Annotated in this window: 15 protein-coding genes; 10 read left to right on the top strand and 5 right to left on the bottom strand. The window is 43.2% G+C overall.

Translation table 11 applies throughout. The annotated features are described in order from the left end of the window. Positions 1-237 precede the first annotated feature (237 nt). From PQR79_RS02095 to PQR79_RS02050, 10 genes are read left to right on the top strand one after another with little or no spacing between them, the layout of a single operon-like run. Positions 238-714, top strand: a complete 477-nt coding sequence (locus PQR79_RS02095; RefSeq protein WP_238103502.1) for a Rap1a/Tai family immunity protein — start codon at positions 238-240, stop codon at positions 712-714. Next, complete coding sequence (locus PQR79_RS02090; RefSeq protein WP_238103500.1) at positions 711-1,232, top strand: Na+/H+ antiporter subunit E; 522 nt, start codon at positions 711-713, stop codon at positions 1,230-1,232. Before PQR79_RS02095 ends, PQR79_RS02090 begins: the two co-directional genes overlap by 4 nt. A 2-nt stretch (positions 1,233-1,234) precedes the next feature. Then, positions 1,235-1,516 carry an MrpF/PhaF family protein gene (locus PQR79_RS02085; RefSeq protein ID WP_238103499.1) on the top strand — a complete coding sequence of 94 codons (282 nt, stop codon included), beginning with the start codon at positions 1,235-1,237 and terminating at the stop codon, positions 1,514-1,516. Then, a complete protein-coding gene (mnhG, locus tag PQR79_RS02080) occupies positions 1,509-1,868 on the top strand; it encodes a monovalent cation/H(+) antiporter subunit G (protein ID WP_238103498.1) in 360 nt (119 codons plus the stop codon). Before PQR79_RS02085 ends, mnhG begins: the two co-directional genes overlap by 8 nt. After that, complete coding sequence (locus PQR79_RS02075) at positions 1,865-2,845, top strand: DUF4040 domain-containing protein (RefSeq protein ID WP_238103497.1); 981 nt, start codon at positions 1,865-1,867, stop codon at positions 2,843-2,845. Before mnhG ends, PQR79_RS02075 begins: the two co-directional genes overlap by 4 nt. Next, on the top strand, positions 2,842-3,201 hold the full coding sequence (locus PQR79_RS02070; protein WP_188916495.1) for a cation:proton antiporter subunit C: 360 nt from the start codon (positions 2,842-2,844) through the stop codon (positions 3,199-3,201). The genes PQR79_RS02075 and PQR79_RS02070 overlap by 4 nt, the downstream gene beginning before the upstream one ends. Before the next feature lie 5 nt (positions 3,202-3,206). Next, on the top strand, positions 3,207-4,697 hold the full coding sequence (locus PQR79_RS02065; RefSeq protein WP_238103496.1) for a monovalent cation/H+ antiporter subunit D family protein: 1,491 nt from the start codon (positions 3,207-3,209) through the stop codon (positions 4,695-4,697). Next, positions 4,694-6,160: a monovalent cation/H+ antiporter subunit D family protein gene (locus PQR79_RS02060; RefSeq protein WP_238103495.1), complete on the top strand. Its 1,467-nt coding sequence runs from the start codon at positions 4,694-4,696 to the stop codon at positions 6,158-6,160. Before PQR79_RS02065 ends, PQR79_RS02060 begins: the two co-directional genes overlap by 4 nt. 1 nt (position 6,161) lies before the next feature. Then, complete coding sequence (locus tag PQR79_RS02055; RefSeq protein ID WP_238103494.1) at positions 6,162-6,476, top strand: hypothetical protein; 315 nt, start codon at positions 6,162-6,164, stop codon at positions 6,474-6,476. Beyond that, positions 6,466-8,175: a Na(+)/H(+) antiporter subunit D gene (locus PQR79_RS02050; protein WP_238103493.1), complete on the top strand. Its 1,710-nt coding sequence runs from the start codon at positions 6,466-6,468 to the stop codon at positions 8,173-8,175. Before PQR79_RS02055 ends, PQR79_RS02050 begins: the two co-directional genes overlap by 11 nt. Positions 8,176-8,634: 459 nt before the next feature. Here PQR79_RS02050 and PQR79_RS02045 read toward each other — a convergent pair whose 3' ends face one another. The 5 genes from PQR79_RS02045 to ydiJ all read right to left on the bottom strand — a co-directional run bounded on the left by PQR79_RS02045 (position 8,635) and on the right by ydiJ (position 15,201). Then, positions 8,635-9,291 carry a Bax inhibitor-1 family protein gene (locus tag PQR79_RS02045; RefSeq protein WP_238103492.1) on the bottom strand — a complete coding sequence of 219 codons (657 nt, stop codon included), beginning with the start codon at positions 9,289-9,291 and terminating at the stop codon, positions 8,635-8,637. A gap of 44 nt (positions 9,292-9,335) precedes the next feature. Next, positions 9,336-10,673 carry a M24 family metallopeptidase gene (locus PQR79_RS02040; RefSeq protein WP_238104164.1) on the bottom strand — a complete coding sequence of 446 codons (1,338 nt, stop codon included), beginning with the start codon at positions 10,671-10,673 and terminating at the stop codon, positions 9,336-9,338. Positions 10,674-10,988: 315 nt separating this feature from the next. Further along, positions 10,989-11,408, bottom strand: a complete 420-nt coding sequence (locus PQR79_RS02035) for a MarR family winged helix-turn-helix transcriptional regulator (RefSeq protein WP_188916505.1) — start codon at positions 11,406-11,408, stop codon at positions 10,989-10,991. 295 nt (positions 11,409-11,703) lie between these two features. Then, entirely contained in the window at positions 11,704-12,141 is a 438-nt protein-coding gene (locus PQR79_RS02030; RefSeq protein WP_238103491.1) for a DUF1285 domain-containing protein, read from the bottom strand. A gap of 9 nt (positions 12,142-12,150) precedes the next feature. Next, positions 12,151-15,201, bottom strand: a complete 3,051-nt coding sequence (ydiJ, locus tag PQR79_RS02025; protein WP_238104163.1) for a D-2-hydroxyglutarate dehydrogenase YdiJ — start codon at positions 15,199-15,201, stop codon at positions 12,151-12,153. Positions 15,202-15,295: the final 94 nt, after the last annotated feature.

Genomic DNA, 15,295 nt, shown 5'->3' with positions numbered 1-15,295 from the left:
TTCAGTGACTATTTATAACTACGCAGTGAAAATATCGGTGTTGGTTTAAGATATGGCCTGCGCCCAATAATGTCCTAATTGAACTTACCCTATGACTCCAGAATATACTTTCTCTCATCTAATGTTTTTTCTAAAATACATCATCAATTTTTTTATTGATGAAAAAAAAAACTAAAATAGACTTTTAGCACTATGATTAATTGTATACAGTTAAGTCATTAGACAAAAAGGATTTATATGTCAAAAAGTAGTTTCCCCTTAATGGTTTTCGCTTTCTTGGCCGTTCAATTATTGTCAGTACCACCTGCTAAGGCAATAGAAGTTCTGACGGCTCAAGAACTATCATCGCACTGTGCACTGTTTCATTCTGAACCAGAAAGCGCTGATGGTCAGTATTGTGTCAGATATATTCAAGGCTTTATAGATGGTGCAATAGCGACCGATGCAAGAGTCATGCTAAATGCAGAAAGTGCCCTCGCCAGTAAAGAGACCTTCTCAGAACGCGCGATTCGCACTCGTATGCCAAACCGTTTAGACCGTTCTAGAGCCGCAGGCTTAGCCGGTTTTTGCCTTGGAGATCCGCTGTTATTGCGCGATGTAGCTAACGTCATCGTCGCCGATCTAATCACCCAAAAAGATAGCAGCAAAGAAAATGAACCGGCGATGGAAGTCGTCTATCAATCATTACTGAAAAACTACCCCTGCAAACTATGAGATTAACTCTAGCCCAGCATACGTTTCAACGCGGCGAAACAAGACTCTCGTCTGTTTTGCTACTTTTGCTTATTTTAGCAATATCTTGGCTTCTCTGGTCAGGACTCTATAAACCACTCGTCATGAGTTTGGGTGTTTTGTCCTGCTTGCTCAGCATTTACTTAGCAAATCGTATGGGCTTTTTCAGGAATAATACCAATTTACTTAGACTGATGCCTCGCCTGCCAGGCTATTGGTTGTGGCTGCTTCGAGAGATTATTATTTCGAGTCTGGACGTAGCCAAGCTCATCCTGAAGCCCTCAATGCCTATAAGCCCCACCGTAGTTGTGCTTGAAGCGGAAGCCAAAACGGACATGGGCCAAGTCATTCTTGGCAACTCCATTACCCTGTCTCCAGGAACCGTCACGTTAGATTTATACAAGGGGAAAGTATTGATTCATTGCCTGACCAGTGAAAGTGCAAAAGAATTACAAAAAGGCGAAGCAAATCGACGAGTCGCAGCACTGGAGTCCCGTTAGTTATGTATATTGTTGTCTCTTTAGCCATTTTGGTGACCATGGTATTGGCCCTAGTGAGAGCACTTAAAGGACCAAGCGTTTACGATCGCGTACTGGCAGTCAATGTGTTTGGTACCAAGACCGTGTTGTTACTGTCCGTCATTGCATTTCTTTACGGTCGGCCTGATTTCCTTGATCTTGCGCTGGCCTACGCCCTGATCAATATGGTCGGGATTCTTGCAGTATTAAATTTTTTCCAAAATCGTTCCCGAAGAAAATCTGATTCCGAGGCAGAAAATGATTGATTTTGCGTTAGATATTCTGAGTTGGATATTACTCGTTCTCGGGGGGGCCTGCGTGTTAATCGGCGGTATAGGCGGCCTGCGTCTGCCAAACTTTTACACTAGAATTCATGCCGCTAGCCTTACTGATACCATGGCAACTATCTTAATTTTTGTTGGTATGATCCTACAAGCCGGGTTGTCTCTAGCCGCAATTAAACTGTTTGCTATTATGCTGTTTTTGCTGCTGACAGGCCCAACAGCTACCTATGCGTTGGCCAATGCCGCGCTATTATCCGGTCTCAAGCCAGACGAAGGAAGTGCCAGCGACGCCCCCAAGGCTAACAAATTACCCAAAGAAGGAGCTGGAGAATGATCTTAATTTTTGCGCTATTTCTACTGACCCTTCTCGTCATTACCGCCATTGCTATAGTGCGCACCGACGACCTGTTTGTCGCGGTAATGCTGACATCTATTTTCAGTTTACTCATGGCGGCCAACTTTTTTATTTTGGACGCTGCTGATGTAGCACTAACAGAAGCTGCGGTGGGTGCTGGAGTGACAACGGTAATCTTCCTCTGTGCATTAGAGCTGACTGGTGACCGGGAAAAAGCTCGAGTTGGAGGTCGGTGGGTCGCTCTAGGAACTGTGGGCGTTCTGGCATTGCTAATAATATACGCCACTTTCGACAAACCACGGCTCGGCGACCCTGATGCCCCAGTGCATCAACATCTTGCGCCTTGGTATCTAGAAAAAACGCCTGAGTATATTGATATTCCCAATGTGGTCACCGCAATTCTTGGCAGCTTTCGAGGCTATGATACGCTGGGCGAGGTGTTTGTTGTTTTCGCTGCTTGTATTGGGGTTTTATTCATTCTTGGTGTGAGCCCGTCACGAAAAAATCAGCCAGTGATTAAAAAAAGTAGTGGTCTACGCCACCACCTGATCCCCCAAGTGGTTGGCCGACTGCTGATCCCGTTTATCGTGTTATTTGGTCTTTATGTACAATTCCATGGCGAATATGGCCCAGGCGGAGGATTCCAAGCGGGTGCAATTATTGCCACAGGCGTAATCCTTTACGCGTTGCTCGAAGGTGAATCCGAAGCGTTGCGCGCAATACCTCGCGGGGTGCTGTTGGGTATGGTTATAGGCGGTGCATCGCTATATGGCGGCGTGGGTGTGGTTTGCATGTTGATGGGAGGAACATTTCTAGATTATTCAGTACTAGCCGCTGATCCTGTGTTTGGACAACAGTTGGGTATATTAATTATCGAGGCCGGCGTTGGCATGGCCGTTTGTGGTGCACTTCTGGCCATTTTCCATGCGTTCGCTGCCCGAGAAAGATTGTCATGAAACTATTAGAACTGCTGGGCTACTTCAATTATTGGGTATTCGCTATCATTTTAACGGTGGGACTGTATACCGTGATTAGCAAAACCAATTTGATAAAAAAACTCATTGGATTATCTATATTTCAATCTGCTGTATTTCTTATGTATATCACTATGGACAAGGTAGAAGGTGGGACAGCCCCCATCATACAAAGCGGTGTAGAAGATCAAATATTTTCAAACCCAGTACCACAGGTACTGATACTAACAGCCATCGTTGTTGGAGTATCAACCCTCGCATTGGGACTGGCCATGGTTGTGCGTATCAAGGAATGTTATGGCACGATTGAAGAAACCGAAATTTTGGATGCCGACTGACTACTATGGATTTATTAGCACACCTTCCAGCTTTGCAAGTTGTAATACCGATGTTGTCGGCACCGCTTATCGTCCTGTTACAACCGCGAGGTTTAGCTTGGGCCGGAGCAACTGCCGTTGCACTAGTGAGTTTTTCCATCGCCGTTGCGCTCACTTTGGCAGTTTTAGACGGACAAGCCCTCCAATACGCTATGGGCGGCTGGACCGCACCTTATGGCATAGCACTGTCGGTTGATACGTTTAGTGCCATTGTTTTGCTGGTGATCACGGGAGCTAGCACAGCTGCCTTACTCGCTGCCAAACCCAGTATTGATCAGCAAATTGAATCAGAACGCCAACCACTTTTCTATGCGGCCTGGCTTTTGGTTTTATCTGGACTGGTGGGTATTGTCGTATCAGCAGATGCCTTCAATATTTTTGTTTTCATGGAAATATCATCTCTGGCCAGCTACATATTAATTGCTGGAGGTCCAGACCGCCGGGCTCTTCCAGCCGTGTTCAAATATCTAATGATGGGCACTATTGGCGCAACCTTTTATCTAATTGGTGTAGGTCTAATCTACATGATGACCGGCACGCTTAACTTAGCCGATATTCAAGATCGCCTCGGTGATGTGACCGATATAAATCCAGTGCTAGTTGCTGCTGGATTCATCACCATTGGGTTGGCCCTTAAAGCTGCTGTGTTTCCTTTACATGTATGGGTTCCAAACGCTTATACACATGCTCCGCACATGGTGACTGTGTTTCTCGCTGCTTGCGCGACCAAGGTTGCACTGTATGTACTTATCCGATTTGACTATATGATATTTCAAGCCACGCTTGAAGATCACCAAGTTCAGTTCGCATTGTTTGCGATGCCTTTGTCAATTCTCGGAATACTGATTGCTTCTGCAGTTGCGATGTTCGAAGGACATCTTAAAAGGCGGCTTGCTTCATCATCTATAGCACAAATAGGCTATATTTTGCTTGGTGTTAGTTTTGTCAGCATGGCTGGACTAAGCGCCAGCGCAATGCATATGTTCAACCATGCGCTAGCAAAAGGTGGCTTGTTTCTGGCAGTTGCTTGTCTAGCTTATCAGTATCGTGATTTGCGCCTAGATCAACTCGGTGGTGCTGCTGCGCGTATGCCCTGGACTTGTGCTGCTTTTGTTGTATGTGGTTTGAGCTTAATCGGCGTGCCTGGCACTGCAGGGTTTATTAGTAAATGGCTCCTTATCACCGCTGCTTTGGAAAGCGGTCCTTGGGGGGGCGGGCTAGTCGCAATTATTCTAGTCAGTTCCTTGATGGCGGTGGTTTATGTTTGGCGCATCGTTGAGGCGCTTTACTTCCAAGCTCCTGTCGAAGGAGAAGGCCCAACATCTGAAGCACCAATACAAATGTTATTAGTTACCGGTTTTATTGCGCTACTCAATATATACTTCGGACTGTTTCCACAGGTTCCATTAGAACTCGCAAATAGTGCAGCAGCCCTTCTATTGGAGGGTTCAAATTGACACCAGAAACTACAATATTAGTCGCTATTGGTCTTCCTCTAGTAGGCGCTCTCGCTATCTCCCTTGCCGGGCGAATAGGCCCTAATATTCGCGAAGCTGCAACCGCTATTACGTCTGTTTCACTAATCTGGGTTGTTTGGGGACTCATCTCTACTCTCATGGAAGGTAAAAGCCCCTCAATAGAAGTAAGCGAGGTGATGCCTGGGCTAAGTATTACATTTACTGTTGAACCTCTGGGCATGCTATTTGCGGCATTGGCATCTGGGCTTTGGCTTATCAACTCGATATATTCCGTTGGCTACATGCGCGGTAATAAAGAGAAAAACCAAACTCGATTTTTTGTATGCTTCGCGTTAGCTCTTTCAGCCACTGTTGGTGTTGCTTTCGCTGGCAATCTATTCACTCTATTTTTATGCTATGAATTATTAACACTCTCTACATACCCCTTAGTCGCACATAAAGGCGATGCAGCTACGATACGTTCGGCAAGGATTTATCTGGGTGTTTTACTGAGTACATCTATTGGTTTGTTCCTTCCTGCTATCATCTGGACTTATACAGTGGCAGGTACAGGAGATTTTACTGCAGGCGGGATCCTCGCGGGTAAGTTGAATGACCCAGAAATAGGGTTGCTTCTGGCACTATTTGTATTTGGTATCGGTAAAGCGGCTGTCATGCCGATGCATAAATGGTTACCCGCCGCGATGGTAGCCCCCACCCCAGTGAGTGCCTTACTCCATGCCGTTGCGGTAGTTAAATCAGGTGTTTTTGCTATCACTAAGATAATCATTTATATATTTGGTATTGAATATCTATTTAAATCACCGAGCTCAGAATGGCTTTTATATGTTGCTGCATTTACCATCATTGTTGCGAGTCTTGTTGCATTGCGCCAAACCAACATCAAACGTCTGCTAGCCTACTCCACTATTGCCCAGTTATCTTATGTCGTCATGGCCACAGCTATTCTTAAGCCGCTCGCTGAAGTTGGTGCTGCCTTGCATATGGTCGCTCATGCTTTTGGTAAAATCACATTGTTCTTTGCTGCTGGCGCAATTTATGTTGCCTCTAAAAAGACTGAAATCCATCAATTACGTGGTATTGGTAGACGTATGCCATGGACAATGACGGCGTTTACAATTGGTGCATTAAGTATGATTGGTGTCCCTCCCACTGCGGGGTTCGTTTCCAAATGGTACATTTTAGCCGGCGCGTTCGAAGCAAATAATCTCGTGGCAGTATTCACCATCATTGCCAGTACCCTTCTTAATGCCGCTTACTTTTTGCCAATTTTATACCTAGTTTGGTTTGAACACGAAAAAGAAGGTGAAAAGGATCACGGCGAAGCACCGTTTTTAACTGTGTTGGCATTGACTTTGACCGCCATACTGACACTCGCTTTCTTTTTATTTAACGGTCCAGTCATTGAATTGGCAAGCCAAGTTGTTAAGGGGCTCAGTTAAAATGAATGACGATAAACAATTACACTGGTTAGTACGGCCGTCAACTATTCGTAAGCTCTGGATTGGTTTCAGTGTTGTACTGACCTTGGTGGTTCTTGCGCAGACAGTAATATACGTTAAAGGTTATTTCGGCTTTGATGGCTGGTTTGGGTTCGGTGCAGTTTATGGATTTGTCAGTTGCCTGGTGATGGTATTAATAGCGAAATTATTAGGGCTATTTCTGAAACGTCCTCAGGACTATTATGATGAACCAGAACAAATTAAAACCTCAGCACCTAGTCATGACAAGGTAAAGGAGAATCGCAATGGGGTTTGAATTTTTCTCTCCAGCATTTATCCTGCTAATTGCTGCTGTACTGATATGTTTGGTTAAAGGGCACGCACGAACAACGTTCATATTAATCGCCCCAATAATTACCCTGTTGGCCATATGGCAGATCCCTGACGGAGTCCAGAGCACGGTAAAATTTCTTACTTACAACATTGAACCTGTCGAAGGTAGTCCGCTAAGGCGATTATTTGCGACTATTTTTACCATAATGGTCTTTGTTGGAGGTCTGTTTTCATTTCGTATAGCACGTTGGTATGAACTTGCCGCAGCCTTTACATACGCTGCAGGCGCTATAGGAGTCTGTTTTGCCGGCGATCTTATTACCATGTTCGTTTACTGGGAACTCATGGCGATATTCTCTACCATTGTGGTGTGGTGTGGTGGTACGCTCGGTTCACGCGCAGCTGGAATGCGTTATGCCATCATGCATTTTCTCGGAGGCGTAATACTTAAAGTTGGAATAGTAGGTGTCGTACTTGAGACTGGTTCTATCCAAATCCAACCTATGCTAGCAACAAATTTCAGTACATGGATGATACTTATTGGCATATTGATAAACGCCGCGGCACCACCAGTGTCAGCTTGGCTAGCCGATGCATACCCAGAAGCCACACCCACGGGTTCAGTATTTTTGTCGGCATTTACAACTAAAACAGCTGTACTGGCACTGATATTATTATTCCCAGGCGAATCAGTGCTGATTGGCATTGGTCTATTTATGGTTATGTACGGTATTATTTTCGCATTATTGGAAAATGATGTGCGTCGTATCCTTTCTTATTCCGTAGTTAACCAAGTCGGATTTATGGTTGTTGCCATAGGTATTGGTACCGAAATGGCGCTTAATGGGGCTGCGGCTCATGCTTTTGCACATATTATATATAAAGCACTACTGTTTATGAGTGCTGGTGTTGTTATATACCGCACAGGGAAAAATAAATGTATAGAGTTGGGGGGGCTATTTCGCACCATGCCACTTACCTGCGTTTGCGGTATTATTGGCGCGCTAGCGATTTCAAGTTTTCCACTGACTTCAGGCTTTACAACAAAAAGCATGATCTCCCAGGCCGCTGTCGATGGAAATTTAGTCTGGGTTTACATGGCATTAACCGCCGCGTCGGCCGGTGTATTTCTTCATGCTGGCATCAAATTCCCATGGTTTGTGTTTTTCCAAAAAGACTCAGGTTTAAGGTCAAAAGATGCGCCATGGAATATGGGGCTGGCGATGATCATTTTTGCTAGTATGTGCATTTTACTGGGTGTATTCCCAGAAATACTCTATGCCCTATTACCTTACCCTGTTGACTACCAACCTTACTCTATTGGTAAAGTGCTGTTCTACTTGCAGTTGCTGCTATTTTCAGGATTAGCTTTCTTTGTATTATTACCACTAATGAAGCGAACCATGACGATTAGTCTCGATACAGATTGGCTTTGGCGACGTGCGGGCTTTTCATTGGTTAAGTTGATCGAACGAGCAGTTAGCTCACTAGGTGAAGTTATTTCGCAACAACGAAACAGCTTGCAAAAACTTTTACAACGTATGGTAGTGCGTTATCTAGGCCAACCGCATACAGCAGATAGCCAAGAGCGCAGCGTGTTCGCGCGATCTTGGCGCGTGGGCACTACTGTACTATGGATCGCTGGGTTGCTATCAGCCTACGTATTGTTGTATTACTTTTAGCTTCAATGGGAAAAATGTTTTATTTAACTCCATTTAGCATAATAATTTTCAGATCCGAGAGTGACTTTTACACGCGTTGAAAATGGGTATTGGGCAGGCTGGAGGCTAGGATTAAATATGCCACAATTAACATTTCTGTGTTTTCATAATGATAAACTCAAGCGGAGTTTTAGCAAAAATTAATATAGCAGTACAAATAAACATAACACTCTATGGGAAGGTTTTATGGTGCTGCAACATAGAAAAAGAGCCCAATAACTCAAAATGAACTAGCCACTTATATCCGCTTTACCTTTGGTACGAACGAAAGCGTCTGGGCAACAACGCCTATCGTTTAAAATTCCAGAGTAATAGACTGTCAATGTCCGGCTCTGATTGGCACAGCTCATCATGGCAATCCAGATGCAATCAAATGGGATTAGCTTCATTTGAACGCTGATAAGAATCGTTCTTTGAAGACTATTTTCGCCCTAGAATTCTGAGTACTCGTAAAAACAAATTGATGATATCCATATATAAGGCTGCAGCGCTATCGACGGCGTTATCAACTGTTTTTGGGATTGCATTAGCTCGAGCCCAATCATAGCCAATATAACCACAAAAAATCAGCGCAACAATCCAGTCTAAAATGCCATGGTGGGTATTAAAAATAAATATTTCAATAAGTTCCACGACAATCACACAAATCAACGCAATAGTTAATCCACCCGCTATCTTTTTAAAAAATGCTGGATACATTGAACCTAACAGCATCATCACAAACGTTACCATGCCGGTAACCCTTATGGCCTCTTGCACAATATCGGGATTATATTGGCTCACCACAAGATTAATAATCAGCCCAAACGGTACCACCACAAAGTTATAGCCAATAAAGCTCACAATAGGCTTATCTGATTTGCTAAAAAGATAAACCCCTAAAAAACATGAGGCAAAATATCCAATAAAAAAGACAATAGGATTAATGCTGCTGATTGATTCAACCGAAATGTTCAGCACCATAAGCCAATTGATGGCAAAACCCCATAACAGCGTTAAGCCAATGATAAAGTTGTAAGTAGACCCACTGATAATTTTGTCATTGGTGTGGGTTCTGTTAAATACATCGACTTCCATTTTACATCCTTATAAATTGAGATTTTATGTTGATTTGAACATCTTCATGGTAACAATAACTTGTTATTAGACTGAAGTTTGATAATAGGTTTTATGAGCAATAACGCTGTTTGTCTACCATTGAGATACCACACTCCCGATTGATCAAAAATGGCATCTTCTTCCAGCATAATCCTGATGTCTTTATGCCATGCGTCGATAAAGATGGTGTTGTTTAACTCAATGGCATAAGCGGTGTTTAGATGTAATGGATAATCACCATCGCCAACTACGCCCTGTTGCGAATCCCACATCCCCAGTGTAGTGCCGGCACCATGGCCATGATAGCCCAATGGATGTGAGTAAATTGCAGGGATTAATCCTTGAGAAATTGCCTGTTTACGAGAACGTGCTAATACCTGATTACCGGTTAACCCTTGAGCAAATTGCCCAGTAAATATATCTTGGAGTTGATTGCCAGATAACAGCGCCTTTTGTAAATACGGTGGCGCTTCTGTCTCACCCGGTTTTAATACATAAGCATGTTGTTGGGTATCGGTATTCAAGCGTAAATAGCTTATTCCAAAATCTACATGCAATAAATCGCCTGGTAAAATTACCTTTGTATCATCATTGTTTATGCCGGATTCATGATTAACATTGACCTCTTCACTTCGCTGAATTGAAACGGTTGGGTGAAACCAAGTTTGCAGCTTAAGTTCAACAACACGTTCTCTAAGCCACCAAACAACGTCATCAGTTGTTGTTTGCTTGGGTGTAATAACCTTGTTTGAAAAAGCTTCGGCAATGATTGCATGCGCCAATTTTACGATATCTTTATAAACTGCAATTTCTTCTGGAATGCGTTGCTCTAGCCACCCAATAGCTACAGGCTCTGCCGAAACAAGGTTGGTTTTGTATTGTTCAGGTAAATGCGCTAACAGGTTATCTTTATTAGTGGCAACCAAGCCGTCGGCATGTGCCCAGTGCTCAGATTGATTAATACCTATTGTATTCGGTTTATAGCGTTCAATTAATGCATTAAGCGCTAACCATTGATTGGGCTGTTTTGCTTTATCCCATGCTTTTTCAAAAACATGGCCAACGTTATAGGGGGCAATGGCATGCGCACCTATTGTTCCGTCATTTTTACGAGCAAACACCAATATTGTTGTACGGCGTGCAGATATCCATGTGGCGGGTAATAGCGTTTTAATGACAGGGTCTTCATTGTACTCACGGCTTATAATGACCCACATATCTAACTTATGTTCATTCATTAGCTTGGGTAATAATTGATCAACCCGTTTAGCGAGTATATCGTCGATAAATTTTGCACGATCGCGCATCGGTAAAATCTCAACCGCGTTAGCTGAACATGAAGTAACACAGAGAACTATGATTAAAAAGGGTAAATTGACCCAATTAGCAACTCGCACTATTAACTCCCTTTATTCGCGTTTGTTTATATTTCACAGTATGCCGATTTTAATAAGCTAACACACGTTAATACCAATCCTTATTAAATCACATGAGATAATTTTGTTGTGTCGGCTGGGCCAAATCTTTTATAGGAAATAAAGAGGGAACATCCGATGGTTTCGACTTGCTCTGGTGTGGTGAACCGCCACGACAGTTGTGGCCGCAGCCAAATTTAAAACACACTTTTAGGGGCAAAAACGAACAGATATACTGACAAGCAAAATTGTGCTTAAGACTTACAGGCTAAACTGATTCACTTTGTTCAACAGACGCATAAATTCATCTTGCTCAGCTTCAGTGAGTACCGCTAAAAAGCGTTCATTGACCCACTCTGCTTCATGGACTAAATCTTGCTCTAATGCTTTACCATTGTCAGTTAGAAAGATTTGAAAAGCACGACGATTGTCTGCCTCTTGGTGACGGGTAATAAACCCTTGCACTTGCAGGTTATCGAGCAGGCGAGTCATGGTGTAGTTAGCAACATCGCAACGTTTTGATAACTCAGTTTGGCTTAAGCCCTCCTCCTGCCATAGAGCAAATAACACAGGCCACAGTTTGCTGTCTAACTCATAGCGCTTTAAGCGCGTATCAAGTTCTTGCTGTAAGGCAATATTAAGATGGGAAATCAGGTAACTTAAACTTTCAAATCGTTTCAAATGATACCTCCTACACCGTCATTGGCATGGTCAGTTGGGATCACTTATAGTGAGCAACTAAACTCGCGCGAACAAATTAAGATTACCATGTCTATACGTTAAGAGAAGCGCTTTAGCCTTAGTTTGAGTGAATATATAGATTAAAAAAATTTAACTATTTGTATTTAAAATAGTAAATATCAAGCTTTATCAATGTTCGCTCACAAAATACATGATGTGTCATGAGCTAGCAATTGCAAACCAAAGTACGGCGTGAGTAAGCCAAAGACTATTTAAAAGCAGATATGCTCCCTCGCTAATCAAAAGAAATGTATTCGTTAATGTATCGGTAATAACAAGCTCGATTAAGCATACCGGTTAATCCCCTAATTAATGGGACATAAATACCATCATCTGTCACGATAATATCTGCAATATCGACCGGTGGTAGTTGCGTACCAATACTGCTGGAGAAGGTTAATTGAGTCGCTTGTGTATTTTGCAGATAATCAACCAATATTAATGGATGTTGCTCGACACTGACTTTGACCTTTTCAATTGGGGTTATTAACAAATACTCATTGTCGATGCAATGCAAAATACTGCTAAACAATGCAGCAAACTTAGCTGGTAACGGGCTATTGAGGTACAGCCAATCACCATTTGCTTTGATATGAAACAACACATCATCACTGCACAACACCACCCCCTCTGGGTGAGTAAATGAGTTTAATGCCGTTGTTTCATCTGCCATATTTTAGCCTTATGAGTTGATTAATTTAAGCAAAGCTTCAATTGGATGCTGGGGTTTAAAGCCTGCAAACCGTTTCACTTGGCTACGGCAAGAATATCCCGACACTAACACTTGGCTGTGTTCAGCAATATCGGCAATACCAGATTGCCATGACATATCAAACAGCTGCTTTGAACGCTCGAGGTTTTCAAGCTCGTGACCATAGGTTCCCGCCATACCACAACAGCCCAAGTTCACGCTATTAAGCTTAGCACCAAAATGACTAAAGATGGTTTTCCACTCATTGGCCGTATTAGGTTTTGCCGTCGATTCAGTACAGTGACTAAACCAAGTGTACTGTGGTGCGTCGTGAGCGACAGGGGCTGCCTCAGCACGAGTGGCTATGACAGAGCTTAGCCACTCATTGGCAAGCTTGACTTCAAATGGACCACGACGTTGTCCTAGAGCCTCTTTATATTCATCGCGATAACACAATACCAACGCCGGATCGAGGCCGACCATTGGCATACCAAGCGCGTGAACACGGTTTAAAAAATCGGCGCTGTCTTGAGCTGTTTTGGCAAACTTGTCTAAAAATCCTTTTATATGTGTTGGTTTACCATTAGGTTTAAAAGGCAGTAACACTGGCTTTAACCCCAGCTTTTCAATGAGCTGAATAAAACGATAAACCAAACCTGCATCATAAAAGCTATTGAATGGGTCTTGTACTACAAGTACATACTGACTGCGGTCTGCTTCAGGGATCGCGCATAAGGCCTCTAAATCATAACCCCGGCTCACATGGCCATCTAAGCGCTGTTTGAGAGTAGGTACCGATAATTTAGGTGCATCAACATAACCAATGGCTTTTTTAATCACCCATTGGCTGAGTGGGTTTTGCGAGGCTAAGTTTGTCAGTTTAGGGATGGATGCCATTAACGGTAATGAATCTTCAATACCGGCCACTAAGTAATCTTTTGCTGGGCGCAAGTAACGTTTGTAATAGATGTTAAAGAACTGCGCTCTAAATTTAGGCACATCGACTTTAACCGGGCACTGGCCTGTACAGGCTTTGCAGGCCAGACAGCCTTTGAGTGATTCCATCACTTCATGAGAGTAATCGTAATCACGTTGGTTATTAATGGTATTTTGGGTGCGTTGCATCCAGCCCAAGGGCTTAGATTTGGCCAGTTGCTCTACATCAACACCTTCGGCTTCAAGCAAACGCAACCATTCACGCATTAATCCTGCTCGCCCCTTAGGTGATTGCACTCTATCGCCTGTCACCTTGAATGATGGACACATCGGCGAGTAACTGCTGTAGTTAAAGCACAAGCCATTACCATTGCAGTTCATGACATCGGGAAATGCGTCTCGAGTTTGTACCGGAATTTGTCTATCGAAACTGCCACGCTTGGCACTATCGACATTAAACATTAAAGGACCAGAGTGTGGCGGTGCCACTAATTTACCAGGATTTAGACGATTATCAGGGTCAAACCAGCCTTTAATTTGTTCAATTACGGCATAAAGTTCTTCACCAAATACGTCTGGACCATATTCGCCGCGTACGCCTTTACCGTGTTCGCCCCACATTAGCCCGCCATATTTAAGGGTTAATGCTGCTACTTGATCGGAGATAACTTTTAATAGTTTCTCATCGGCTTGATCGCACATATCGAGCGCGGGGCGCACATGCAACACACCCGCATCGACATGGCCAAACATGCCATATTGCAAATTATGGCCATCTAATAATGCGCGAAACTCCATAATAAAGTCAGCAAGGTTTTCTGGTGGTACTGCAGTATCTTCAGCAAATGCTAGTGGTTTTCGGCTTCCTTTAGTCGCACCGAGTAAGCCCACGGCCTTTTTACGCATGCCATAAATATTATTAATGCTGTTGCGATCGCCAGTAATTTGAAAGCCAACTAAACCATATTGTTGTTGGCTAAGTTGCTCCGTTAACATCGCCTCTAAACTGGCCACTTTGGCGTTAACATCACTGTCATCACCGGCGAATTCGACCATGTTAAGGCCTTCAATCACCTTATTAGGCACTGATTTAATTTCATCGGCGACTGAATGCCAAATAATATCTTCGCGAGCAAGGTTTAATACTTTTGAGTCAACCGTCTCAACCACGGTAGCCTGAGCTTTAACCAGCGATGGCGCGTGGCGTAACGCTGATTCAAAAGAGTCATATTTAATATTGACCATCATCCGAGTCGTCGGCAATGGAGTTAAATTCAATTTTACCTCAGTGATAACCGCAAGTGTGCCTTCTGAACCCGTTAAAATGCGTGATAAATCAAACTGAGTCAGATCATTATTCCACACATGTTTTAAATCATAACCAGTCAAAAAACGGTTTAATTTGGGAAAGCGTTCAATAATGGTATCGCGTTTTTGCTGACATACAGCTGCTATTTGGCTGACAATATTATTGGCCAGAGCGTTGTCACCATGAGGCTGATTATCAATAGCCTCTGCAGCCAGAGGCTGAGTGCTTAATACACTGCCATCAACCAGTACGCTAGTGACACCTAATACATGATCTGAGGTTTTACCATAAACCAATGAACCCGCGCCTGATGCATCAGTATTCACCATACCGCCAATCGTGGCACGATTAGACGTAGATAAATCAGGACTAAAAAACAGTCCATGAGGTCGTAATGCATCATTTAATGCATCTTTAATGACACCAGCTTGTACCCTCGCCCAGCCTTGCTTGACGTTAATTTCGAGTACCTGATTAAGGTGGCGAGACACATCCAATATCAATCCATGGGTTAATGATTGACCATTGGTACCGGTACCACCGCCTCGTGCACTAAAAGTGACCGATTTATATTTGGGCTGTGATGCCAGCGTCAGTGCAAGTTCAACATCTTGTTGATGTAATGGATAAATTACTGCTTGAGGTAAAAATTGGTATACCGAATTATCGGTTGCTTGAATAAGCCGGGCACTGTATCTCTTGTCTATTTCACCCTCAAACTCACTTTGTTCAAGTGCGTCAAGATAGTCTAGATAGATAGGTTCTAATGTTTGTTTATGTGATAGTAAAGGTAACATAGAGGACTTATTCATTATGGGTATATTGTTGCCATTATAAACAAAAAAAAGCCGCTAAAAAGCGGCTTTTGTTACAACATGATAAAAATGCAGG

The sequence above is a fragment of the Shewanella metallivivens genome (assembly GCF_028750675.1).
Classification (GTDB): domain Bacteria; phylum Pseudomonadota; class Gammaproteobacteria; order Enterobacterales; family Shewanellaceae; genus Shewanella; species Shewanella metallivivens.
Note: the sequence above shows the minus strand (reverse complement) of the source record. Positions and strands in the feature narration are given on the sequence as shown.